This window comes from Mesorhizobium sp. M1066 (assembly GCF_040318635.1).
GTDB lineage: Bacteria > Pseudomonadota > Alphaproteobacteria > Rhizobiales > Rhizobiaceae > Mesorhizobium.
Window position 1 is genome coordinate 47,021 of sequence record NZ_JAMYMR010000027.1, and the last position, 24,042, is coordinate 71,062.

The window sequence follows — 24,042 nt, forward strand, 5'->3', positions numbered from 1 at the left end:
GATCGTTCTTGCCGGATTCGCGATCATGGGGGCAGGCTTGCATCTGGTGCGGGCAGGGGGCTGATCTCGTGAACCTGCTCGACCATCTGCGCCGTATGGCCGGCAACAATCTGTGGTCGAACGACCGGCTCTACCGCGCGGTGCTGTCCCTCCAGCCCGGTGAGTTCGAGGCCGAACGCACCAGCTTCTTTCCGTCGATCAAGGCAACGCTCAACCACATCCTTGCGGTCGATCTTCTCTATCTCGATTTTCTCGAAGAGGGTGGTCTCGGTGCTGCCGCCCATGACGACTTCGTGCCCCTCGACGAGCCGGCGGCGTTGTTTGCCGCGCAGGTCGCAGCCGACCGGCGGCTGATCGCCTTTTGCGATAGGCTGTCGGCCGACGATCTCGATCGCCGCGTCATCACCGACCGGCGCGAGGACGGCATGATCCCCGAGCGCATCGGCGATATCCTCGCCCATGTCTTTCTGCACGACATCCATCACCGCGGCCAGGTGCACGCAATGCTTTCGGGCACGTCGGTCAAGCCGCCGCAATTGGATGAATTTCTGCTCTGTTATGATGCGAAGCTGAGGGAGAGAGAGGTCGAGCGGTTGGGTTTGTGAGAGCGACTTGTCTCGCTAATCATCCCAGAGCGACATCATAACGGGCAAAACACGGGTCGGATGTAAGGATTGCTAGGTTCTCCATTTGCGCCTGCGCGATCAGCAGTCTGTCGAATGGATCACCATGATGGTGGGGTAGGCTGCTGACGGCGTTCGCATGCTGCAAAGTGACGGCAAGTGTCTGAAATTGCATTCTGGGAAGCAGCGTTGGCAGATCGTCCGGCGCGTTGAGTTTTCCGATTGAGCGTTTGATGGCAATTTCCCAGACGCTTGCCGCGCTCGCGAACACCACCGCTTCCGAAGCCAAGATAGCGCGGTGGTGCTGGCTAAGACGTGGATCGTCTGAAATCGACCACAGGATGATATGCGTGTCGGCGAGAAACGGCCCGACCGTCATTTCACGTACTCGTCCCATTCGGGACCGAGTTCATCAAAATCGTCCGCAATCCAAATCTTGCCCTTCAAGGCGCCAATACGCGGCAGTGGTTCGGCCGTTGCCGGCGGTACGATGCGCGCGGCCACCTTGCCGTGGCGTGTGAGAACGATCTCCTCGCCGGCTTCCGCGCGGCTGACGAGTTCCGACAATTTGGCCTTGGCCTCGGCGATGGAAACATTCATGGCGCGATCCTTATGACCATAATTTAGGTCATAATTGGTCGCGCCGCAAGAAGCCCGGTTCGAATCTACCTACTCCGCAGCCTGAACCTTGATCACCCCGCGCTTGATCTGGTCCTGCTCGATGGATTCGAACAGCGCGCGGAAGTTGCCCTCACCAAAACCTTCGTCGCCCTTGCGCTGGATGAACTCGAAAAAGATCGGGCCGATCACGGTCTTCGAAAAGATCTGCAGCAGGATCTTGGTCGTGCCGCCGTCGACGACGCCTTCGCCGTCGATCAGGATGCCGTGCTTCTTCATCCGCTCGATCGGTTCGTCATGGCCATTCACGCGGTCATACGACATGTCGTAGTAGGTTTCAGGCGGGCCGGGCATGAACTTCAGCCCGTTCTCAGCCAGCCTGTCGGTGGCGGCATAGATCTCGTCGGTGCCGACAGCGATGTGCTGGATGCCCTCGCCATTGTACTTCTTCAGATACTCGGCGACCTGGCTGGTCTCGTCCTTGGACTCATTGAGCGGAATGCGGATCTTGCCGCAGGGTGAGGTGATGGCGCGGCTGACCAGGCCGGTGATCTTGCCGTCGATGTCGAAGAAATGGATCTGCTTGAAGCCGAACAGATTGCGGTAGAAATCCCACCATTTGTCCATCTGGCCGCGATAGACATTGTGGGTCAGGTGATCGAGGTAATAGAAGCCGACGCCTTCCGGCCGCGGGTCGCGAGTGCCCAGCCATTCGAACTCGGCATTATAGGCCGAACCCTTCTTGCCATAGGTCTCGATGAAATAGAGCAGCGAGCCGCCAATGCCGATGATTGCCGGCACGTCGAGCGCCTTGTCGGCGCCTTCGTAAGGCGTGGCGCCCTTGGCAACGGCGTGATCGAAAGCGTGTTTGGCATCGACAACCCGCCAGGCCATCGAGGCAGCACAAGGCCCATGCTTGTCGACGAACTTCATCGCGTGAGAGCCAGGCTCGGCATTGACGACATAGTTGATGTCGCCCTGCCGCCAGATGGTGATGTCTTTCGTGCGGTGCTTGGCCACCGCAACATAGCCCATACGGGTGAACAGCTCAGCGAGCTTCTGCGGCTCCGAATGCGCGAATTCGACAAACTCGAAGCCGTCGGTGCCGGCCGGGTTGTCCTTGCTGATCTTGGCGGGCGGGGCGTCGTGCGGGAAGGGACCCATCATATTCCTCCGAAAGCTGGCCTGGCCTGAAAAGACCATTTGACACGATCATAACGCGGAGGAGGCGCACGGTGCTTGCATTCAAACGCTTGAAATGATGATGTCATGCGTGAAGCGTGCACGATGTGAGGAAAAACCATGGATGAAGCGCGCAATGATCAGTTCGACCGCAAGATAATGGCGCTGTTGCAGGGTGATGCGCGGCTGACCAACAATGATCTTTCGGAGCGGGTGAACCTGTCGGCGTCGCAATGCTCGCGCCGCCGCCAGCGGCTGGAGGAGGATGGCTTCATCAGAGGCTATCGTGCCGTTCTCGACCGCGACAAGCTCGGTTTTTCCCTGGTCAACGTCATTTCGGTCACGCTCGCCACGCACAACCGCGACAATGCGCGGCGCTTCGGCGAGCTGGTGGCGCGGCTGCCTGAGGTGCAGGAAGCGCACGCGCTGACCGGTGAGATGGATTACATCCTGAAAGTGGTGACGCCCGACCTGAAATCGCTGTCTGAATTCGTCAACGGCGTGCTGCTGCCGCATGAATCGGTGCAGCATGTGAAGACGGCGATCGTGCTGGAAACGCTCAAGGAAACCGGCGCGTTGCCCATCTAAATCTTGGGCGGATCAATCCTTCGACTGTTGGATCAGCCCATAGAGATTGGTGCAGCGGGCGCCGGAGCGGCAATAGGCGAAGACCGGGCCGTCGAGTTCGTCGAGCGCTTCGGCCTGATCCTCGACATTCTCGGCGGTGATCTGTCCGCTGATCACCGGAATGTAGCGGAAAGCGAGCCCTGCGGCTTCGACCGCCGCCTTGACGGTGTCGGCAGAAGGCTGGCCGGGCTGTTCGTCATCGGGCCGGTTGCAGATGACGCTCTTGAAGCCGGCTTCCTTGATGGCGGCGACGTCCTCAGGCTGGATCTGGCCTGAAACCGAATAGTCCTCGCTGATTTCACGGTATTCCATGGCGGCATCCTCGCAAACTGTCAGGCGGCAGTCTTGCCACTCCCCGACATGGGCGGCAATCCATACCGAAGGAATTCTCTGCCAAATAGACACTGCGTGCCGGAAAATCCAACCGGGCCGATGCGGCCCGGCTGGACAATCCTTCATACTCAGCTGCCGAGAATGGCGCCTTTGATCTGACGGATGTTGTTGTGCATCATGTCGATATAGGTCGCGGCCGAGCCGTCGGGCTGCGACAGCGCATCCGAATAGAGCGTGCCGCCGACCTTGATGCCGGTTTCGCTGGCGATCTGTTCGATCAGGCGCGGGTTGGTGATGTTCTCGACGAAGATCGCAGCCGCCTTGTCCTGCTTCACCTGATTGACCAGTTTGGCGACGTCTGCGGCGGATGGCTCGGAGTCGGTCGAGATGCCTTGCGGGGCGAGGAAGGTCAGGCCGTATGCGTGTTCGAAATAGCCGAAGGCGTCATGCGAGGTGATGACGACGCGCTTGCTCTCCGGGATCGAGGCAATCGCCGTTTTCACTTCACCTTCGACCGCGTCGAGCTTCTTGGTGTAGGCGGCGGCATTGGTCTGGTAACTGACGCAGCCTTCGGAATCGGCCGCGCAGAAGGCCTCGGCGATGTTCTTCACGTAGATCCTGGCGTTGGCGATCGACTGGAAGGCGTGCGGATCGGTGACCGTCTTGCCGCCGCCGGTGCCTGCACCTTCGGCCGCGTCGGCGTCGGCGAATTCAGGCTTGAAATCGATCGGCGTCACGCCCTTGGTCAAGGTAATGATAGACGCCTTGGTGGCGCTGGCATCGACCAGCCGCTGCAGGAAACCTTCGAAATGCAGGCCGTTGACCAGCACGATGTCGGCCTTGGCCATGGCCACAGCATCGGCCGGGCTCGGCTCGTAGACATGGGCGTCGCCATCCGGCCCGACGATGGTGGTGACGTCGATGCGGTCGCCGCCGACATTTTTGGCGAAATCGGCAATGACGGTGAAGCTGGCGACCACTTTCAGCGGTGCCGCCAAGGCCGACGATGCGCCAAAGGCGGTTAATGTTATAACGCTCATAGCCAGGGCGGCATGGATCGATTTCAGCATAGACGGGTCTCCTTCTAGGGGCGGGGATCAGGCCGTTCTGTGACGGTGATGGATGATGCGCGCGCGCAGAATGCCGCGCGTGCCAAACAGGATCGAGGCGAAATAGACGACGCCGGCCGACAGGATGATGGCCGGGCCGGACGGCAGCGACGCGTGATAGGACAAAAGCAGCCCGGCGACGCAGGAGGCGAAGCCGATCAGCACCGCCAGCACGCACATCGGCTCGACGCGAACTGTCCAGAAGCGGGCGGCTGCGGCCGGCAGCATCATCAGCCCAACCGACAGAAGCGTGCCGAGTGCCTGGAAGCCGCCGACAAGGTTGAGCACGACAAGGCCGAGGAAGATGAAATGCACCGGACTGCCGAGCCGACTGACCGAGCGCAGGAACAGCGGGTCGAGGCATTCGGCGACCAGCGCCCGCCAGAAGATGGCGAGGCTGACCAGCGTCACCGCGACGATGCCGCCGATCAGCGTCAGCGCCTCATCGTTGAGCGCCAGCACGGTGCCGAACAGCACATGCATGAGATCGACGCTGGAACCGCGGATCGACACCATCAGCACGCCGATGGCGAGCGAAATCAGATAGAAAGCCGCCATCGAGGCGTCTTCGCGCTGGATGGTGAAGCGCGAGACGGCGCCGGCGCCGAGCGCGACGATGACGCCGGCGATCAGGCCGCCGATGGTCATCGGCAGGATCTCCAGCCCATAGAACAGGAAGCCGGCGGCCGCGCCGGGCAGGATTGCATGCGCCATCGCGTCGCCCGACAGGCTCATGCGTCGCAGCATCAGGAAGACGCCGATAGGGCAGGCGCCGAGCGACAGCATCAGCGAACCGATCAAAGCCCGCTGCATGAAGCCGAAATCGGCGAAGGGCGCGATGACAAGACCGTAAAGCATGTCCATCAGGCAGCCCTCGGTCCGACGCCGTGTCGATGGTCATGGTGATCGTGGCCATGGTGATCGTGACCATGAGCGTCCTCGCCCGGCTCGCACCAGGGTGCATTTTCTTCCCAGGCTTCGTGGAAGCGGCGGGCGCGCAACAGGTTATCAGGCTTCAGCGTTTCCCGGGTTTCGCCCCAGGCGATCGGCTGGCGAGCGAGAAGCAGCGTTTCGGGGAAATTCTGCCGCACCAGATCGAGATCGTGGACGACGACCATGATGGTGCGTTCCTCGCCATGCCAGTGCTTGATCAATGCGATCAGGTCGCCGACCGTCTTGGCGTCGACGGCATTGAAGGGTTCGTCGAGCAGGATGAGGTCGGCGTCCTGCAGCAGGACACGCGCAAACAGCGTGCGCTGCAACTGGCCGCCCGACAGCGTGTCGATCGGCCGCTTCTCGAAACCGCCGAGGCCAACCGCCATCAGCGCCTTGCTGACGTCCTCGCGATCTTGCTTTGTATAGCGGCCTAGCAGGCCGCGCCGTGGCCACAGGCCGAGCGAAACCAGATCCACCACTCGCGCCGGAAAGCTCCGGTCGAGTTCCGACTGTTGCGGCAGATAGGCGGCGCGCACGCCGGGCGCGCGGATGACCTCGCCGGCCATCGGTTTCAACACGCCGACAATGCCTTTCATCAGCGTTGATTTGCCGGAGCCGTTGGCGCCGACCACAGCGGTCAGCGATCCCTTGCGGATGGTGCCGTCGAGATGATGGATCGCCGGATGGCTGCCGTAACCAAGCGTCAGGTCGCGGAATGTCAGGCAGGTATTTGTCATTCTGCGATCCGTGGGGCGGCGAAATCCGGCTGCTGGCAGCGTCGACTGGATATGTGATGTTATTACATTAGTCAACAAGCCAATCCGGCGGAATTGCGGCCGCAGGGTCAACTTGCCGTGTTTGCACATCCATATGCCCTTGGCCCAAGGGGATTCGACCTGGCGATCTTGCCCGAAGCCGGTCGCGACTCTAAAGAAGCGCAACCGCCACAGGAAGGAACCATCCAATGAGCATTCGTCGCATCGATGTTGGCCCGCGCATGAGCCAGATCGTCATCCATGGCAACACCGTCTATCTGGCTGGTCAGGTTGGCCAGCCAACCGGCAACGTCGCTTCGCAGACCAGGGACATCCTGGCGGCCATCGACGACCTGCTGGCCAAGGCCGGTTCCGACAAGACCAAGATACTGCAGGCGATCATCTGGCTGGCCGACATGAGCACCTTTGCCGAGATGAATGCTGAGTGGGACAAGTGGGTGCCGCAGGGCAACACGCCGGCCCGCGCCACCGGCGAAGCAAAGCTCGCCACCCCGGACTATCTGGTCGAGATTATTATTACCGCGGCGATTTGAGTTTTACCCTCCCACAAGGGGGAGGTGAAGAAAGACTACCCTTGCGGCCTGAACCTTGCCACCAGCGTGTGGCTCTCGGCCGCGTAGGTAAAGCGCACATGGGTGACCGGATGTTCGGCGCTCCATGTCCGTCGCTCTACCACCAGGCATGGCGCGCCGGCTTCGATGTCGAGTGCGGCCGCTATATGCCTGTCGGCTGCGACAGCGCGAATCCGGTGCTCGGCTTCGCTCCACGGCACGCGGCCAATCAGCCATGGTCCTGGCGCTATGGCCAGGAATTCCTCATCGGCTGCTTCAGGCACGGCGGTGAGGTTGATCAGCCGCTGCTCATGCGCGAACGGCCGCTCGCCGGCGAAATGCCCGCATTCCAGCGCCAGAACCGGTCCGGCCAAGCCCAATTCCAGCGAGGCGCGGTCCCCGGCGCTGCTGCGCCTTTTGTGTCGCATCACGCGCTCGTAGCGATAGGGCAGACCGAGCGCTTCGACCTCGATGCGGATATCGTGGATTTCCAGCACCGCCGCTTGCGACTGCGGCCGGCGCACAAAGCTGCCTGAGCGGCGGCGGCGTTCGATCAGCCCGGCCTTGGCAAGCTGTGACAGCGCCTTGTTCACCGTCATGCGCGAGCAATTGTATTGCACGCTCAATTCGTGCTCGAACGGGATGCGATGGCCGGGCGCCCAGGCACCGGACGTGATTTTTTCGCTGATGTCGGTCAGGATGCGCTGGTGCAGCGAGCCGCCGCCTTCCGCTACCACTGTGTCGGCCATGCTCATGCCGAAAGCGCCGTCATCACGCTGCGAAACCGCCCGGCGATGGCCTCTCGCTTCACATGCCTGCCGCCGCTGACCTGTTTGCGGCCATGCACCCAGACGCAGTCGACCTTGCTGCCATTGGCGAAGATCCAGGCGTCGAGAATTGCGTCGCCGGTCTTGCCGGCCAGCGAGGGATTTTTGGGATCGAGCGAGACGAGATCGGCCGAGGCGCCGGCGGCGATCGCGGAAGCACCGGCGCCAAGCGCGACGCTGCCACCGTCGAGTGCGGCGTCGAACAGCGCGCGGCCGGTCGAGCCGCCGGCGACCGCCAGCACATTGCGGGCGCGGTGGGCGAGGCGCTGCGAATATTCGAGCTGGCGCAACTCGTCGGGGAGGCCGATGAGCACGTTGGAATCGGAGCCGACGCCATAGCGGCCGCCATGTTCCCTGAACAGCGGCGCGGCAAAAGTGCCGTCACCGAGATTGGCCTCGGTGATCGGGCACAGGCCGGCGATGGCGCCGCTCCTGGCCATACCAACGGTTTCCGCATCGGTCATGTGCGTGGCGTGGATCAGGCACCAGCGCTTGTCGACCTTGGCATGCCCAAGCAGAAATTCGACCGGCCGCGCGCCCGACCAGGCAAGGCAATCCTCGACCTCTTTCACCTGCTCGGCAATGTGGATGTGGATAGGCCCATCCGGTGCCATGGCAGTCACCTCAATCAGTTCTTCCGGCGTCGCGGCGCGCAAACTGTGCGGAGCGACGCCGACGACAGCCTGATTCAGTGCACGAACCGATTCGCGGCATTTCTCAACAAGCCGCGAGAACCGATTCACATCGTTGATGAATCGCCGCTGGCCTTCGTTTGGCACGGCACCGCCGAAAGACGAGTGCGCATAAAACACCGGCAACAGCGTCAGGCCGATGCCCGTCTCGCCGGCCGCGGCCGCAATGCGTTCGGCCATCTCGGCGAGGTTGGCATAGGGTTTTCCATCGCGGTCGTGATGCAGATAGTGAAATTCGCCGACGCGGGAAAAACCGGCCTCCAGCATCTCGACATAGAGCTGCGCTGCAACCGCCTCGACCTGATTGGGCGTCATCGACAGGGCGAAGCGGTACATCACCTCTCGCCAGCTCCAGAAACTGTCGGCGGAGGGGCCGCGAAGCTCGGCAAGGCCGGCCATGCCGCGCTGGAAGGCGTGGCTGTGCAAATTGGGCATGCCGGGCAACAGGATCGCGTGGCGTTCGTCGTCGGCTGTCGCAGCGGCACCAGGCTGAACGGCTGTAATGCGCCCCTCGGCCAGGGTGATCCGCACATTATCGCGCCAGCCATTGGGAAGGAGCGCCTGTTCCGCAAAGATCGCTGCCACTTTTCTCTCCGGTTCTCTGTCTCTCATGCGATGATGGCACTTGCAGTGCGTTTCGATATGTATATACATAATCGTCATCGATTGAAACGGAAAAGATGATGGCTGGACGACAGAGCAAAAGCCGGGCAGGGGATCTTCGTCTGTGGCGCAATGCGCGGCTCGCGACCATGGCCGAAGGGTCTGCCGGACTTGGCATCGTCGAACACGGCGCGGTCGCTTCGCGTGACGGCCGCATTGTCTATGCCGGCCCCGAGTCGGAGCTGCCCCCAACACTTGCCCAGGGCGTCGAGACGATCGATTGCGAGGGCCGCTGGATCACACCCGGCCTGATCGACTGCCACACCCATCTGGTCCATGCCGGCAACCGCGCCAACGAATTCGAGATGCGGCTGGCCGGCGCCACTTATGAAGAGGTCGCCCGGGCCGGCGGCGGCATTGTCGCCTCGGTCAAGTCGCTGCGCGCCGCCAGTGAGAGCGAACTGGTCACTCAATCACTGCCACGCCTCGATGCGCTGATCGCCGAGGGCGTAACGTCAGTGGAAGTAAAGTCGGGCTACGGCCTCGACCTCGAAAACGAGAAGAAGTCGCTGCGCGCGGCCCGCCAATTGGGTGAACGGCGACCGGTGACGATCCGCACCACCTTCCTCGGCGCCCATGCGCTGCCGCCGGAAGCCAAGGGTGACAAGGACGCCTTCATCGATCTGGTCGCCAAGGAAATTCTCCCGGCGGTTGCCGCCGAGGGACTGGCCGATGCCGTCGACGGTTTTTGCGAGGGCATCGCCTTTTCGCCGGAACAGATGGCGCGCGTCTTCGATGCGGCCAAAGCGGCCGGCCTGCCGGTCAAGCTCCATGCCGACCAACTGTCCAATTTGCATGGCGCCGAACTCGCCGCCCGCTATGGTGCGCTGTCGGCCGACCATCTCGAATACACCGATGAGGCAGGTGCGGTGGCGATGGCCAAGGCGGGGACCGTTGCGACGATCCTGCCAGGCGCCTACTATTTCATCCGCGAAACCAAGAAGCCGCCGATCGGCCTGTTTCGCCAGCACGGCGTCAGGATGGCCGTCGCCACCGACAACAATCCCGGCACCTCGCCGCTGACATCGCTGCTTCTGACCATGAACATGGCCGCGACCCTGTTCGGCCTGACCGTCGATGAATGTCTTGCCGGCGTCACCCGCGAGGCCGCCCGCGCGCTTGGTTTGCTGGGGGAAACCGGCACGCTTGAGGTCGGAAAATCCGCCGACCTGGCGATCTGGGACATCGAGCGCCCCGCCGAACTCGTCTACCGCATGGGCTTCAACCCGCTGCATGCCCGCATCTGGAGAGGACAATGACCGAACTGACCCTGAAGCCCGGCAATGCGACGCTGGCGGACTGGCGCGCCATCTATCGTGGCGCCGTGCCCAAGCTGGACAATGCCTGCCGGCCGAAGATCAAGGCGAGCGCCGAGGCCGTCGCCAGGATTGTTGCCAAGGGCGAGCCGGTCTATGGCATCAACACCGGCTTCGGCAAACTGGCCAGCGTCCGCATCCCGGCCGAGGATCTCGAGACCTTGCAGCGCAACATCGTGCTGTCGCACGCCGCCGGCGTCGGCGAGCCGATGCCGGTTGCTGTCTGCAGGCTGATGATGGCGCTGAAGCTCGCCAGCCTGGCGCAGGGCGCGTCCGGCGTGAGGCCGCAAACCATCGAATTGCTGGAAGCGATGCTGGCCAACGACGTCATCCCGGTGGTGCCGGCGCAGGGTTCCGTCGGCGCCTCCGGTGACCTTGCCCCGCTGTCGCACATGACGGCGGTGATGATCGGCGTCGGCGAATGTTTTACCCCGCATGGCCGTTTTCCGGCCAAGGTCGCCTTCGTCTCGCATGGGCTGGAGCCGGTGACACTGGGCGCCAAGGAGGGCCTGGCGCTGCTCAACGGCACCCAGTTTTCGACCGCCTATGCGCTGGCCGCCTTGTTCGAGGCCGAAGTGCTCTACCAATCGTCGCTGGTCGCCGGTGCCCTGTCGACCGACGCGGCAAAAGGGTCCGACGCCCCCTTCGATCCGCGCATCCATGTGCTGAGAAAGCATCCCGGCCAGATCGAGGCGGCCGACGCCCTGCGCAATCTGATGGCCGGCAGCGCCATCCGAGAATCGCACCGGGTTGGTGACGAACGCGTGCAGGATCCGTACTGCCTGCGCTGCCAGCCTCAGGTGATGGGCGCTGCACTGACCGTGCTGCGCCAGGCGGCCGACACGCTAGGCACCGAAGCCAACGGCGTTACCGACAATCCGCTGATCTTCGCCGAGGACGACACCGCACTTTCCGGCGGCAATTTCCACGCCGAGCCGGTGGCCTTCGCCGCCGACATGATCGCGCTCGCGGTCTGCGAGATCGGCTCGCTGTCGGAACGCCGCATCGCCATGCTTGTCGATCCGGCACTGTCCGGCATGCCGGCCTTCCTCACGCCGAAGCCCGGTCTGAACTCCGGCTTCATGATCCCGCAGGTGACGGCGGCGGCTCTCGTCTCGGAAAACAAGCAGAAAGCCTATCCGGCCAGCGTCGATTCGATTCCCACATCGGCCAACCAGGAAGACCATGTTTCGATGGCCGCGCACGGTGCGCGCCGGCTGATCGGCATGGTCGAGAACGCCACCGCGGTGATCGGCATCGAATTGCTGGCCGCGGCCCAAGGCTGCGATTTCCACGCACCGCTGGCCTCGAGCGACGCCCTGGAGGCGGTGCGCAAGCTGGTCCGGGCCGAAGTGCCGCATCTCGACAATGACCGCCACTTCCACCCCGATATGGAAAAAGCCATCGCCATGGTGCGCAGTGGTGCGGCCATCAAGGCCGCCGGCGGTGTGGCTCTGCCGTCGATTTCGGGAGCGATGTGATGGCAAGCGCGCCCTGGCTGACGGTCACGCCCGGCACAGCCCCGTTGCTGGTGTCGATACCACACACCGGCATCGACCTCGCCGGCCTTGAGAATCGGCTGGTCTCGCCCTGGCTCGGCCGCCGCGACTGCGATTGGTGGATCGATAATCTCTATGACTTTGCTGCCGGCCTCGGGGCGACGGTGGTGCACACCGCGATCTCGCGCACCGTCATCGACGTCAACCGCGATCCCTCTGGCGCCTCGCTTTACCCCGGCCAGGCGACGACCGGCCTTTGCCCGACCGAGACTTTCGATGGCGATCCGCTCTATCGCGAGGGCGAAGAACCCGGGCCGTCGGAGATCGACGAACGTCGCGAGAAATTCTTCGTGCCCTACCATGCCGCCCTGCAGGTCGAGATCGACCGGTTGCGTGGCTTGCACGAAAAGATCGTGCTCTATGACTGCCACTCGATCCGTTCAGTGCTGCCGCGCCTCTTCGAAGGCACGCTGCCGGTTTTCAATCTCGGCACCAATGACGGCAGGAGCGCCGATCCGACGCTGCAGGCGATGGTCGGCCAGATCATGGCCGAAACCGGTGAAACCTCTGTCATCAACGGCCGCTTCAAAGGCGGCTGGATCACACGCCATTTCGGCCAGCCGCAACAAGGTGTGCATGCGCTGCAGATGGAACTCTCCAACCGCGGCTATATGCGCGAGCCCGATGGCAAGGGCACGCCGGACAATTGGCCGGTGCCCTATGACGCCGAGTTCGCAGCACCGATCCGCGCCACCCTGCGGAAAATCCTCGAGACCGCGACATCCTGGGCGCGCGTCTGACATCAGGTCCTTTTATGGAGTGACGCCATGAACAATCCTCGCCACAACATCCGCGAAGTCCGCAGCCCGCGCGGCACCGAAATCAGCGCGCGCTCCTGGCTGACGGAAGCGCCGCTGCGCATGCTGATGAACAATCTCGACCCGGATGTTGCAGAAAATCCCAACGAGCTGGTCGTCTATGGCGGCATCGGCCGGGCGGCGCGCACCTGGAACGACTTTGACCGCATCGTCGCCTCCTTGAGGACGCTGGCCGATGACGAGACTTTGCTGGTGCAGTCCGGCAAGCCGGTCGGCGTCTTCCGCACCCATCCGGACGCACCGCGTGTGCTGATCGCCAATTCCAATTTGGTGCCGCACTGGGCGAATTGGGAAAAGTTCAACGAGCTCGATAAGAAGGGCTTGATGATGTACGGCCAGATGACGGCCGGCTCGTGGATCTACATCGGCACGCAAGGCATCGTGCAGGGCACCTACGAGACCTTCGTCGAGGCCGGCCGCCAGCACTATGGCGGCAATCTCCGGGGCAAATGGATCCTGACCGGCGGTCTCGGCGGCATGGGTGGCGCCCAGCCGCTCGCCGCCGTCATGGCCGGCGCCTGCTGCCTGGCGATCGAATGCAATCCGGACTCGATCGATTTCCGCCTGCGCACCCGCTACGTCGACGAGCGCGCCGACACGCTCGACGAGGCGCTGGAAAAGATCGAACGCTGGACCAAGGCCGGCGAGGCGAAGTCGGTCGGCCTGCTCGGCAATACGGCCGACATCGTGCCGGAGATGTTCAGGCGTGGCATTCGCCCCGATATGGTCACCGACCAGACCTCGGCGCATGATCCCATCAATGGCTACCTGCCGAAGGGCTGGACGATGGCCGAGTGGCGCGAGAAGCGCGTCAGCGACCCCAAGGAAGTCGAGAAGGCAGCCCGCGCCTCCATGCGCGAACATGTCGAGGCGATGGTGGCGTTCTGGAACGCCGGCGTGCCGACGCTCGACTATGGCAACAACATCCGCCAGGTGGCCAAGGAGGAGGGGTTCGAGAACGCTTTCGCCTTCCCCGGTTTCGTGCCGGCCTATATCCGTCCGCTGTTCTGCCGCGGCATCGGCCCCTTTCGATGGGCGGCCCTGTCGGGCGATCCGGAGGATATCTACAAGACCGACGCCAAGGTGCGCGAACTGACGCCCGGCAATACCCATCTGCACAATTGGCTCGACATGGCGCGCGAGCGCATTGCCTTTCAAGGGATGCCGGCGCGCATCTGCTGGGTCGGCCTTGGCGACCGCCACAGGCTCGGCCTCGCCTTCAACGAAATGGTGGCCAAGGGTGAGCTGAAGGCGCCTGTCGTCATCGGTCGCGATCACCTCGATTCCGGCTCGGTCGCCTCGCCGAACCGCGAAACGGAATCCATGAAGGACGGCTCGGACGCCGTGTCCGACTGGCCGCTGCTCAACGCGCTGCTCAACACAGCGTCGGGTGCCACCTGGGTGTCGCTGCACCATGGCGGCGGCGTCGGCATGGGCTTCTCGCAGCACGCCGGCATGGTGATCGTCGCCGACGGCACGCGCGAAGCGGCCAGGCGCCTGGAGCGGGTGTTGTGGAACGATCCGGCGACCGGTGTCATGCGCCACGCCGATGCCGGCTACGACATTGCCGTCGAGTGCGCCAAGGAGCACCAGCTCAACCTGCCCGGCATTCTCGGGTGATTGGCTGAGCCGATGCGCATCCTGCGGGCAGCCGAATACCGGTCGATGCCGTGGAAGAACGGCGGCGGCGTGACGACGGAAATCGCCGTTTCGCCTGGGGGTGCCGGGCTCGACGATTTCGACTGGCGCGTGTCGATGGCGCGTGTCGAATTGAGCGGTCCTTTCTCGCAATTTGCCGGGATCGATCGCACCCTTGCCGTGCTCGAAGGCGAGGGCATCGTCCTCGAGATCGCCGGCCACCCGCCGACATCCATAAACAGGACGACTGCCCTGTTTTCTTTCCCTGCCGACGTGCAGACCTCGGCCGCGCTGATCGGCGGACCGATCACTGATCTCAATGTCATGACCCGCCGAAGCCGGATGACGCATTCGGTCGAACGCCTGGTGATTTCGGCCCCCGTGGAAATCCGGACTGAAGCCGGCACAACGCTGATCCTGTGCTTGAACGGCGACGTCAGCGTGCCCGCCGCTGAACCGGTTCGCCTCGGGCCGCTCGACACGCTGCGGTCCGGTCCGGTCAGCACCGGCCTGCTCGTCCAGCCCGCCCATGAGGCAACGCTGTTCGTGATCCGGATCTGCGCCATCGCCGGCAACGATTAACGCTTGTTTCCAAACATGATCGCGGTACCGGCGAAATATAGCGTAAGCTGCTGGCGGCATCACGAAAAAGCCTGAATCCTCTCCGCCGATCTGGCTTGGCGGGAAGTGGGGTGCTTGTCTTTGAGTTTTGCTGAGAGACGACGCCCTGTCGCGGTGCGGAAACAAACTTTTCGGCAAGTGGGGTTTATGCAACCAATTGCATTTGACCTGGTTTTAGGGCCATTGCCGTGGCGGTGACGCCGTTCAGTGCCCGCTTACGGAATTTTCAATGAATATTCAGACGAATCCTGCCCAAATCGAGAAGACAAGCGCAAGCTTCCCGGCCATTACCGAAGAGCCGATCCGTTCCAATTACCTGCCCGAAGAGCGCCTTCGGCTGCTTGGCGAAAGCCTGGCAAAAGGCGACCTCACGGACCTGTTCGGCCTGACGCCCTTTGATTTTCAGGCCCGTATCCGGGACAGCGCCAAGAAGATTTTGGAAGTCTACCGGTCGACCAATGCTGCGCAGGCGAGGGGCGAGACGATCACGCCGGCGGCACAATGGCTGCTCGACAACAATTACTTGGTCGAAGAGACCATTTTCCAGGTCAAGCGCGACCTGCCGCGCCGGTTCTATCGTCAGTTGCCGACGCTGAAACTGCCTGACAACGGCACTGTGCCGCGCGCGTTGGCGCTGGCCTGGACCTATGTGGCGCATTCGGACAGTTCCGTTTCGGCGACGATGTTCAAGTCCATCGTCCAGGGTTTCCAGTCGGTCGAGCCGCTGAAGATCGGCGAACTCTGGGCGCTGCCTTCGCTGTTGCGCTTCGTCCTGATCGAAAATCTCCGCCGGCTGGCCGTCAGGGTCAATCGCACCCGCCAGATGCGCCAGATCGCCAACGATGTGGCCGACAAGGTCCTGGCCACCGACGACAGCGCCGACCGGCAGTCGATCCTGTCCAACTTCAGCGCCCACGCGCAGGACACCACCTTCGCCACCCAACTGCTCTATCGCTTGCGCGATGGATCGCAGAATGCCGGCAAGGCTCTGGAATGGCTGGAAGGCGAGCTTGAAAAGACCGGCTCCGATGCCGAGGAAATCATCATTTCCGAACATCACACGCTGTCCAGCGGCAATGTGACGACGGGCAACATCATCCGCGGCCTGCGCCTCATCAACGACGTGGATTGGACGGTGTGGTTCGAAGGCGTCAGCCGCATCGACACCGTGCTGCGCGAGCGCACCGATTTCGCCGCGCTCGACTTCTTCTCGCGCGATCAGTACCGGACCGCGATCGAGGAATTGGCGCGCCGCTCGAACCTTTCGGAATATCGCGTTGCCGAGAAGGCCATCGAGCTGGCCGGCCACGCTGCCAGCGATGGTGACGGCGACGTCGTTTTAACCGGGTCCGCCCACACCGATGTCGGCTTCTTTCTCGTCGGCCCACGCCGGCTAGAGCTGGAGAAGGCGATCGGCTACCGGCCCACCATCAGCCAGACAGTCAAGCGTGCCTTTCGCAAGACCGGGTGGCTCGGCATCGTCGTACCCGTGTTTGCGCTGACGGCCCTGCTTCTCGTCCTCTCCGGCAACGCGCTTGCCAATCTCGGCCTGTCGGTGCCCTCGATCGTCCTCATGCTGGCGCTTTTTGCCGTGCCGGCCAGCGAGGGCGCGCTCGCCTTCTTCAACACGGTCGTTTCGCTGTTCCTGAAACCGACGCGCCTCGTCGGCTACGATTACCGGCACGGCGTGCCGCCCGAGGCGCGCACGCTGGTGGTGGTGCCGTCGCTGATCGGCTCGCGCGACGATGTCGAGGAAAACATCCGCAACATCGAGGTGCATCATCTCGCCAACACGGCCGATGAAATCCATTTCGCGCTGTTGTCGGACTGGCCAGACTCGAAGACCGAGATCGATGCGGCGGACACCGAGATCCTCGAATTCGCGCGTGCCGAGATCGCTCGTCTCAACGCCCGCTATCCCTCCGAAGGCGCGCCGCGTTTCTATATCCTGCACCGGCGCCGGCTGTTCAATGCGGCGCAAGGGTCGTGGATGGGCTGGGAGCGCAAGCGCGGCAAGCTGCATGAACTTGATCTTCTGCTGCGCGGCGATAGCGACACCACGTTCCTGCCGCTCGACGTGCCGCTGCCGGAGAACGTCGTCCATGTGATGACGCTCGATGCCGACACGCGCACCACCCGTGACGCGGTCGCCACCCTCGTGGGCAAGCTCTGCCACCCGCTCAACCGGCCGCATTTCGATGCCAGCAAGCGCGTCGTCACCGCCGGCTACGCGATCCTGCAGCCGCGCATCACCGCGTCGCTGACATCAGGCGACGATGCGTCGTTCTTCCAGCGGGTGTTTTCGGCCAATCGCGGCCTCGACCCTTATGTCTTTGCCGTGTCCGATCTCTATCAGGACGTCTTCGGCGACGGGTCCTTCACCGGCAAGGGCCTCTATCATGTCGACGCCTTCGAGGCCGCGCTGCAGGGCCGCATCGAGGAAAACACCATCCTCAGCCACGATCTGCTGGAAGGCGCGCTGGCGCGCGCGGCGCTGGTCACCGACGTCGAACTGGTCGAGGACTATCCGACCCGATACTCGGTCGACGCCTCGCGCCACCATCGCTGGGCGCGCGGCGACTGGCAGCTGCTCGGCTTCATGCTCGATCCGCGCTCCGGCGTGCCGGCGCTGTCGCGCTGGAAGATGATCGACAATCTGCGCCGCTCGCTGACGCCGATCTTCTGGGTGATGGCGGCGATCGCCGGCTGGACGCTGCTGCCCTTCACGCAGGCCGCGCAATGGCAGGCCCTGCTGATCCTCAGCCTGTTCATGGCGCCGACATTCGACATCGTCAACGCCATCCTGCCCAAGAGCGGCGACCAGACGCCGCGCGGCCATTTCTCGGCCCTGGCGCGCGACGTCGCCTTCGGCACCGCCATGGTGGCGCTGAAGATCGTGCTGATGGCGCACAACGCCTGGATGATGGGCGATGCCATCGTGCGCACGCTCTACCGGCTGTTCGTCAGCCGCCAAAACCTTTTGGAATGGCGCACCGCCTCGCAGGCGCACAAGGCGGGCGACAACGATGTCGGGTCGTATTACGGCATGATGTATGGCGCCGTGATCATCGGCTTCGTCGGCCTTGCCATTCCCGTGCTGGCCGATTCGACCGGCGCCTTCGTCGCCTTCTTCTTCGCGCTGTTCTGGATTGGCTCGCCCGCCATCGCCAGCTGGATCAGCCGTTCGGCTGAAACCGAGGATCGGCTGCGCATATCGCAGGCCGACATCCACACGCTGCGCACGGTGGCGCGGCGCACGTGGCACTATTTCGAAAGCTTCGTGACGGCAGAACACCACCATCTGCCGCCCGATAATTTCCAGGAAAGCCCGGCGCCGGTGGTGGCGCCACGCACCTCGCCGACCAATATCGGCGTCTACCTGCTGTCCGTCGTTTCCGCCCGCGACTTCGGCTGGATCAGCCTGTCCGACGCCATCACCCGCATCGACGCCACCATGGCGACTATCGAGGGCATGCCGCGTGAGCGCGGTCACCTCTTCAACTGGTACGACACGACGACACTGAAGCCGCTCTATCCGCTTTACATCTCGGCTGTCGACAGCGGCAATCTCGCTGGCCATCTGGTGGCGGTGGCGGCGGCCTGCGCCGAATGGGCCGAAGCGCCTTCCGTCCATCTCCAGGGCGATTTCGAAGGCATTCTCGACACGGTCACCATCCTCAGCGAAAGCCTCGATGATTTGCCCGATGACCGCCGTCAGTTGCGCCCGCTGCGCCAGCGTCTCGCCGACCGTCTCGACGGCATGCGGCGCGCTGTCGACACCATCAAGGCGCAGCCCGAAATGGCGTCGATCCGCACCATCAACCTGGCTGTGCTGGCCGGCGAGATCCGCAAATTGGCCACCGCCATCCATACCGAGGCCGTGTCGCCCCAGAGCGACGTCATTGTCGACTGGGCGGCAAGGCTGGAAGCCACCTGCGAAGCGCACGTCCATGACGCGCACAGCGACGACAATGCCGTCGAGGCGCTGCGTGCCAAGCTGCTCACCTTGCGCGAGCGCACGCGCCGTTACGCCTTCGAGATGGATTTCTCCTTCCTGATGCGGCCGGAGCGCAAGCTGTTGTCGATCGGCTACCGGGTCGAGGAACACCAGCTCGATGAAAGCTGCTACGACCTTCTGGCTTCCGAAGCGCGGCTGACCAGCCTGTTCGCCATCGCCAAGGGCGACCTGCCGACCGAGCACTGGTTCCGGCTTGGCCGGCCGATCGTCGAAATCGGTTTCCAGGGCGCCCTGATGTCCTGGTCCGGCTCGATGTTCGAATATCTGATGCCGCCGCTGGTGATGAAGGAGCCGCAGGGCTCGATCCTCAACCAGACCAGCAAGCTTATCATCAAGCGCCAGATTCAGTATGGCCGCCAGAAGAACGTCCCGTGGGGCATTTCGGAGGCCGCCTACAATGCGCGCGACCGCGAACTGACCTACCAATACACCAATTTCGGCGTTCCAGGTCTCGGGCTGAAGCGCGGCCTTGGCCAGAACACGGTGATCGCGCCTTACGCCACCATACTCGCGGCCCAGTTCAATCCGCGTGAAGCCGTGCTGAATCTCGCCCGATTGCGGGAGATCGGGGCGCTCGGCCGCCACGGTTACTACGATGCCGTCGACTTCACGCCGCAGCGCGTGCCGGAAGGCACGGATCATGTCGTCGTCCAGAACTACATGGCCCACCATTCGGGCATGTCGATCGCGGCGGTTGCCGACGCCATCTTCGAAGGCCGCATGCGCGACCGCTTCCACAGCGACCCGGTCATCGAATCGGCCGAACTCTTGCTGCAGGAGAGGGCGCCGCGCGACATCCCGACCGCGACCGTCAGGACCGAGGCCGACGAACGCTCCAAGGACGAGACCGAAGTCGACAGCCCCGACACCCGCATCGTGCTCAATCCGCTGCAGTCGCTGCGGTCGACCAACGTCATGTCGAACGGCCGCTATTCGGTGATGGTCACCGCGACCGGCTCGGGCTACAGCCGCTGGGGCGATCTCTCCGTCACACGCTGGCAGCCGGATCCGACCGAGGACCGGCTCGGCTCCTACATCTTCCTGCGTGACGCAGGCTCAGGTGACTGGTGGTCGGCTACAGCCGAACCGAAGCGCGCCGCCGAGGAAAAGGCGCAGACCTTGTTCTCCGACGACAAGGCGAGCTTCGTCAAATCGGTGGGCACGTTGCGCTCCGAGGTCGAATGCATCGTCATCTCGGAAGGCAATGGCGAGGGCCGTCGGGTCACGCTCTACAATGACGGTCCGTCCGACCGTCACATCGAAGTGACCTCCTTTGCCGAACTGGTGCTCGGCCTGGAGGCGTCCGACAACGCGCATCCGGCCTTCTCGAAGATGTTCGTGGAAACCGAAATCTCTGCGAACAACGCGGCGATCTTCGCCACGCGGCGCAAGCGCGAGACCAGCGAGCCCGATATCGCCATGGTGCATTTCGTCACCGATCCGTCCGGATCGGCGCGCGACGCCGAGGCCGAGACCGACAGGCGCGCCTTCATCGGCCGTGGCCGTACCATCGTCGACGCAGCCGCCTTCGATCCGGGCGCCAGGCTGGGCGGCCATTCAGGCTTTACGCTTGATCCCGTCGCCTCGCTGCGCCGCCAGGTGCGCGTGCCGGCCAACAAGAAGATATCGCTGACCTTCTGGACGGTTGTCGGCGCCGGCCGTGCCGAACTGGACGAAGCCATTGCCCGCCTCGACCATCCGGAGAGCTTTGCCCGCCAGGCCATGCTTGCCTGGACGCGCAGCCAGGTGCAGACCCGCCATATGGGCCTCAGCCTGACCGATGCCGCCAACGTGCAGAAGCTGGCGCGCTACCTGATCTATCCGGATCCGTTCCTGCGTCTTCCCGCAGAATCCATCGCCTCCGGGCTGGGCAAGCAGTCGAGCCTGTGGCCGACAAGCATTTCCGGCGACTTCCCGATCTTCCTGGTCAGAATCGGTGACGTCGCCGATCTCGAAATCGTTGCCCAGGCGCTGCGTTTCCAGGAATATATGCGCACCCGCGGCATGATGATCGACTTCGTCGTCGTCAACGAGCAGGCGTCCTCTTATGTCCAGGATTTGCAGCGGGCGGTCGAGACGCTGTGCGAAAACAGCCGTCTGCGCGGCAAGGAGCTCGGACCGCGCCAGCACATCTTCGCGGTGCGCCGCGATCTCATGGACGAGACCACCTACAAGACGCTGCTCGCTGTCGCCCGGGTGGTCCTGCACACGCGCAACGGCACCATCTTCGACCAGATCGAGCGCGCCGAGGCCGCGGCTCTGCAGGCGCGGGACGCCCTGGCAGCATTGCCGATTCCGCGTGAATTGCCATCGCCGACACCCACGACGCATACCCCTGCCTCGCAGGCGGTGGCCAATGCCGGCGCCGATGGAAGCGGACTCAGCCAGTGGAACGGCTTTGGCGGTTTCGACGGCGACGGGCGGCACTATGTCGTGCGCCTGGCCGGCCGGCGCACGACGCCGCAGCCTTGGATCAACGTCGTCTCCAACGCCTCGTTCGGCTTCCACACCTCGGCCGAGGGCGCTGCCTTCACCTGGAGCCGAAACAGCCGCGACTACCAGTTGACGCCGTGGTCGAATGATCCGGTCTCAAACCGGCCGGGCGAGGGCCTCTATATCTACGATCAGGCCAGCGGCAAGGCATTCTCGCCGCTCGCCGCCGTGGTGCGCGATCCCACGATGACCTACGAGGCCTGGCATGGCCAGGGGTTCTCGACCTTCCGCTCGAAGCGCGGACCATTGTCGATGGATCTCACCCATGTCGTCGATCCGGTCGATCCGCTGAAGATTTCGCGGCTGCGCATCCAGAATTCCGGCTCGGTGCCGGCGCGGCTGCGTGTCTATGCCTATGCCGAATGGGTGCTCGGCGGACACCGGTCGCGCACGGCGGCAACCATCGTCCCGTCGCGGGATGCCGCCAGTGGGGCGCTGCTGGCACAAAACCCCTACGGGCTGGATTTTGGCGAGCGGGTTGCGTTCCTCGCGGCCGACGGCGGCGTCCATTCGGTGACGACAGACCGGTCGGAGTTCCTCGGCCGGCATGGCTCCAGCGAGCTGCCGCAGGCGGTGCTGAGTGGTGCAGCGCTGTCTGGCCGTGTCGAGGCCGGCGACGATCCGTGCGCGGCTATCGCCCGCGACGTCGACATTCCGGCTGGCGGCGACGTGACGCTGCTCTGGCTGCTCGGCGATGCCGAGTCGATCGAGGAGGCGAGCGCGCTGGTGCAGGAGCACCGGGTCAAGGACTTCGACCAGCGGTTGGCCGACAATGAGCGCGAATGGCGCGGCTTTCTCGACACCATCCAGGTCGAGACGCCTGACAAGGCGCTCGACGCCATGGTCAATCACTGGCTGCCCTATCAGAGCCTGGCCTGCCGCATCCGTGCCCGCTCCGCCTTCTATCAGGCCAGCGGTGCCTTCGGCTTCCGCGACCAGTTGCAGGATACGCTGGCGTTGCTGGCGCATGACCCGCAGCTGGCGCGCGACCAGATCCTCAATGCGGCGCGGCGGCAGTTCCCCGAAGGCGACGTGCAGCACTGGTGGCTGCCGCGCACGGGTGCTGGCGTGCGTACGTTGATCTCCGACGACGTGGTCTGGCTTGCCCACGCCACGGCGCGCTATTTGCTGGTCACCGGCGATGCCACCATCCTGAAGGAGCAATTGGCCTTCATCGATGGACAGCCGCTGGGCGAGGGCGAGCACGATGCCTTCTTCACCCCGGAAATCTCGAAGAAGACAGCGTCGCTCTACGACCATTGCGCGCGTGCGCTCGATCTCGCCATCAAGCGCAGCAGCCCGGCAGGCCTGCCGCTGATCCTCGGCGGCGACTGGAACGACGGCATGAACCGCGTCGGCGAGCACGGTAAGGGCGAGAGCGTCTGGCTTGGCTGGTTCCTGCTGAAGACCTTGGGCGATTTCGCCCCCGTCGCCAAGGCCGAGGGCGACGCCAAGCGAGCACAGGCCTGGGCAAAGCATGCCGATGTTCTGAAGCGGGCGCTTGAGAGCACCGCATGGGACGGCGAATGGTACCGGCGCGGCAGTTTCGACGATGGCACGCCGCTTGGGTCGCGTACCTCGCAGGAATGCAAGATCGATTCGATCGCCCAGTCCTGGAGCGTGCTTTCGGGAGAGGGCGATCCGGCACGGTCGACAACGGCGATGGAGCAGGCGACGAAGCTGCTCGTCGACGACAAGCTCAAGATCGTCAAGCTGTTCACACCGCCCTTCTCGAAGACCGACAAGAACCCGGGCTACATCAAGAGCTATCCGCCCGGTGTGCGCGAAAATGGCGGCCAGTACACCCATGCCGCCGCATGGTTCGTCATCGCGCTCGCCGAGATGGGGCGCACCGACGAGGCCTATCGCTGTTTCTCGATGCTCAACCCGGTCAACCATGCGACCGACGAGGCCGCGGCCGAACAGTATCGTGTCGAGCCCTATGTCGTGGCGGCCGATATCTATGCCGGGGACGATAATGCAGGCAACAGCAAGGGCGGCCGTGGCGGCTGGACCTGGTACACCGGCTCCGCCGGCTGGCTCTACAGGGCCGCTGTCGAAGGCATTCTGGGCATCGAACGGCGTGGCAAGCGTGTCCAGTTCAAGCCGAAGCTGCCGAGCCACTGGGACGGTTACTCGGCAAATCTCAAGATGGTGGGGGCGGAACTCAGGGTTCGCGTCATCCGCGACAATAAGGCCAAGGCCGTGTCGCTGGAGCTGAATGGGGCAAAAACCAAGGCTTCGGCAGTCGAACTGAAGGATGGCGAAGTTGCCGAGGTGGTCATCAGGATCCCGGCTTGATGCATGTTGCTCAAAAACTATGCGCTCGGGCCTGGGTCCGGGGCGCGACTTTTGTCACCACGGCGGGATGAGAGGCACCGTCCCGCCTGGCGTTGTCGCCTGCCGATTGAAGGACATGCCACCGAGGAGTGCATGAAATCAAAGGCTTGAGGCGTCCGACAGGGGCACCACGAGCAGTGAGAGTTTGGCCTCCCTTCACTTGGCGGGGCGCCCTGCAGCTTTGTTTCGCTCTATACTTCGAGGAAGACGATTTCGGCCTTAGTCATCCGCCCGACATTGTTGCTGATTAAAATTGTGGCAGCACGTGCCAACTGCCATGATTTCGCCGCATGCCTGACATT

18 protein-coding genes are annotated in these 24,042 nt (G+C 63.6%); 9 read left to right on the forward strand and 9 right to left on the reverse strand.

The genetic code is table 11. The features are described 5' to 3' along the window. The first annotated feature begins 68 nt into the window (after positions 1–68). A complete protein-coding gene (locus NKH52_RS25855; protein WP_127288940.1) occupies positions 69–605 on the forward strand; it encodes a DinB family protein in 537 nt (178 codons plus the stop codon). A 19-nt stretch (positions 606–624) separates the two neighbouring features. Here the strand turns inward: NKH52_RS25855 and NKH52_RS25860 are convergent, their stop codons facing one another. The 3 genes from NKH52_RS25860 to hppD form a co-directional block, all read right to left on the reverse strand. Further along, positions 625–1,002: a type II toxin-antitoxin system VapC family toxin gene (locus NKH52_RS25860; protein ID WP_127288938.1), complete on the reverse strand. Its 378-nt coding sequence runs from the start codon at positions 1,000–1,002 to the stop codon at positions 625–627. Further along, a complete protein-coding gene (locus tag NKH52_RS25865; protein WP_140557060.1) occupies positions 999–1,223 on the reverse strand; it encodes a type II toxin-antitoxin system Phd/YefM family antitoxin in 225 nt (74 codons plus the stop codon). Before NKH52_RS25865 ends, NKH52_RS25860 begins: the two co-directional genes overlap by 4 nt. A 69-nt stretch (positions 1,224–1,292) precedes the next feature. Then, a complete protein-coding gene (gene hppD / locus NKH52_RS25870) occupies positions 1,293–2,405 on the reverse strand; it encodes a 4-hydroxyphenylpyruvate dioxygenase (protein ID WP_352734877.1) in 1,113 nt (370 codons plus the stop codon). A 138-nt stretch (positions 2,406–2,543) separates the two neighbouring features. Between hppD and NKH52_RS25875 the strand changes: the two genes are divergently transcribed. Then, positions 2,544–3,011, forward strand: coding sequence for an Lrp/AsnC family transcriptional regulator (locus NKH52_RS25875; RefSeq protein WP_352734845.1), 468 nt, complete (start codon positions 2,544–2,546; stop codon positions 3,009–3,011). A 12-nt stretch (positions 3,012–3,023) separates the two neighbouring features. On the opposite strand, the gene NKH52_RS25880 is transcribed toward NKH52_RS25875, so the two are convergent. The 4 genes from NKH52_RS25880 to aztA all read right to left on the reverse strand — a co-directional run bounded on the left by NKH52_RS25880 (position 3,024) and on the right by aztA (position 6,165). Further along, positions 3,024–3,362 (reverse strand): protein tyrosine phosphatase family protein, encoded by a 339-nt coding sequence (locus NKH52_RS25880; RefSeq protein WP_127288934.1) that lies wholly within the window; start codon positions 3,360–3,362, stop codon positions 3,024–3,026. A gap of 149 nt (positions 3,363–3,511) precedes the next feature. Continuing rightward, positions 3,512–4,453, reverse strand: a complete 942-nt coding sequence (gene aztC, locus NKH52_RS25885) for a zinc ABC transporter substrate-binding protein AztC (protein WP_352734847.1) — start codon at positions 4,451–4,453, stop codon at positions 3,512–3,514. A gap of 27 nt (positions 4,454–4,480) precedes the next feature. Next, positions 4,481–5,356: a zinc ABC transporter permease AztB gene (gene aztB / locus NKH52_RS25890; protein WP_031212890.1), complete on the reverse strand. Its 876-nt coding sequence runs from the start codon at positions 5,354–5,356 to the stop codon at positions 4,481–4,483. Next, the gene (gene aztA, locus NKH52_RS25895; protein WP_352734849.1) at positions 5,356–6,165 is read right to left on the reverse strand and encodes a zinc ABC transporter ATP-binding protein AztA; all 810 of its coding nucleotides are present in this window, start codon (positions 6,163–6,165) and stop codon (positions 5,356–5,358) included. The genes aztB and aztA overlap by 1 nt, the downstream gene beginning before the upstream one ends. Positions 6,166–6,392: 227 nt before the next feature. Between aztA and NKH52_RS25900 the strand changes: the two genes are divergently transcribed. Next, entirely contained in the window at positions 6,393–6,737 is a 345-nt protein-coding gene (locus tag NKH52_RS25900) for a RidA family protein (protein WP_352734851.1), read from the forward strand. Positions 6,738–6,772: 35 nt separating this feature from the next. Here the strand turns inward: NKH52_RS25900 and hutC are convergent, their stop codons facing one another. After that, entirely contained in the window at positions 6,773–7,510 is a 738-nt protein-coding gene (gene hutC / locus NKH52_RS25905; RefSeq protein WP_352734853.1) for a histidine utilization transcriptional repressor HutC, read from the reverse strand. Further along, positions 7,507–8,859 (reverse strand): formimidoylglutamate deiminase, encoded by a 1,353-nt coding sequence (locus NKH52_RS25910; RefSeq protein WP_352734855.1) that lies wholly within the window; start codon positions 8,857–8,859, stop codon positions 7,507–7,509. Before NKH52_RS25910 ends, hutC begins: the two co-directional genes overlap by 4 nt. 98 nt (positions 8,860–8,957) lie before the next feature. Here NKH52_RS25910 and hutI point away from each other — a divergent pair, with 98 nt between their 5' ends. The 6 genes from hutI (at position 8,958) to NKH52_RS25940 (ending at position 23,701) form a co-directional block, all read left to right on the forward strand. Further along, entirely contained in the window at positions 8,958–10,196 is a 1,239-nt protein-coding gene (gene hutI / locus NKH52_RS25915) for an imidazolonepropionase (protein WP_352734856.1), read from the forward strand. After that, positions 10,193–11,734, forward strand: a complete 1,542-nt coding sequence (hutH, locus tag NKH52_RS25920) for a histidine ammonia-lyase (protein WP_352734858.1) — start codon at positions 10,193–10,195, stop codon at positions 11,732–11,734. The genes hutI and hutH overlap by 4 nt, the downstream gene beginning before the upstream one ends. Then, positions 11,734–12,552 (forward strand): N-formylglutamate deformylase, encoded by an 819-nt coding sequence (gene hutG, locus NKH52_RS25925; RefSeq protein WP_352734860.1) that lies wholly within the window; start codon positions 11,734–11,736, stop codon positions 12,550–12,552. Before hutH ends, hutG begins: the two co-directional genes overlap by 1 nt. A gap of 27 nt (positions 12,553–12,579) precedes the next feature. Beyond that, complete coding sequence (gene hutU / locus NKH52_RS25930; RefSeq protein ID WP_352734861.1) at positions 12,580–14,250, forward strand: urocanate hydratase; 1,671 nt, start codon at positions 12,580–12,582, stop codon at positions 14,248–14,250. Between the two features lie 12 nt (positions 14,251–14,262). After that, the gene (locus tag NKH52_RS25935; RefSeq protein WP_127288912.1) at positions 14,263–14,850 is read left to right on the forward strand and encodes a HutD/Ves family protein; all 588 of its coding nucleotides are present in this window, start codon (positions 14,263–14,265) and stop codon (positions 14,848–14,850) included. A gap of 268 nt (positions 14,851–15,118) precedes the next feature. Next, complete coding sequence (locus NKH52_RS25940; protein WP_352734863.1) at positions 15,119–23,701, forward strand: glycoside hydrolase family 94 protein; 8,583 nt, start codon at positions 15,119–15,121, stop codon at positions 23,699–23,701. Positions 23,702–24,042 lie beyond the last annotated feature (341 nt).

Coding starts and splice junctions, on each gene's coding strand:
- NKH52_RS25860 (WP_127288938.1), bottom strand. CDS start 1,002: ATGACGGTCGGGCCGTTTCTCGCCGACACGCATATCATCCTGTGGTCG.
- NKH52_RS25865 (WP_140557060.1), bottom strand. CDS start 1,223: ATGAATGTTTCCATCGCCGAGGCCAAGGCCAAATTGTCGGAACTCGTC.
- hppD (WP_352734877.1), bottom strand. CDS start 2,405: ATGGGTCCCTTCCCGCACGACGCCCCGCCCGCCAAGATCAGCAAGGAC.
- NKH52_RS25875 (WP_352734845.1), top strand. CDS start 2,544: ATGGATGAAGCGCGCAATGATCAGTTCGACCGCAAGATAATGGCGCTG.
- NKH52_RS25880 (WP_127288934.1), bottom strand. CDS start 3,362: ATGGAATACCGTGAAATCAGCGAGGACTATTCGGTTTCAGGCCAGATC.
- aztC (WP_352734847.1), bottom strand. CDS start 4,453: ATGCTGAAATCGATCCATGCCGCCCTGGCTATGAGCGTTATAACATTA.
- aztB (WP_031212890.1), bottom strand. CDS start 5,356: ATGGACATGCTTTACGGTCTTGTCATCGCGCCCTTCGCCGATTTCGGC.
- aztA (WP_352734849.1), bottom strand. CDS start 6,165: ATGACAAATACCTGCCTGACATTCCGCGACCTGACGCTTGGTTACGGC.
- NKH52_RS25900 (WP_352734851.1), top strand. CDS start 6,393: ATGAGCATTCGTCGCATCGATGTTGGCCCGCGCATGAGCCAGATCGTC.
- hutC (WP_352734853.1), bottom strand. CDS start 7,510: ATGAGCATGGCCGACACAGTGGTAGCGGAAGGCGGCGGCTCGCTGCAC.
- hutI (WP_352734856.1), top strand. CDS start 8,958: ATGGCTGGACGACAGAGCAAAAGCCGGGCAGGGGATCTTCGTCTGTGG.
- hutH (WP_352734858.1), top strand. CDS start 10,193: ATGACCGAACTGACCCTGAAGCCCGGCAATGCGACGCTGGCGGACTGG.
- hutG (WP_352734860.1), top strand. CDS start 11,734: ATGGCAAGCGCGCCCTGGCTGACGGTCACGCCCGGCACAGCCCCGTTG.
- hutU (WP_352734861.1), top strand. CDS start 12,580: ATGAACAATCCTCGCCACAACATCCGCGAAGTCCGCAGCCCGCGCGGC.
- NKH52_RS25935 (WP_127288912.1), top strand. CDS start 14,263: ATGCGCATCCTGCGGGCAGCCGAATACCGGTCGATGCCGTGGAAGAAC.
- NKH52_RS25940 (WP_352734863.1), top strand. CDS start 15,119: ATGAATATTCAGACGAATCCTGCCCAAATCGAGAAGACAAGCGCAAGC.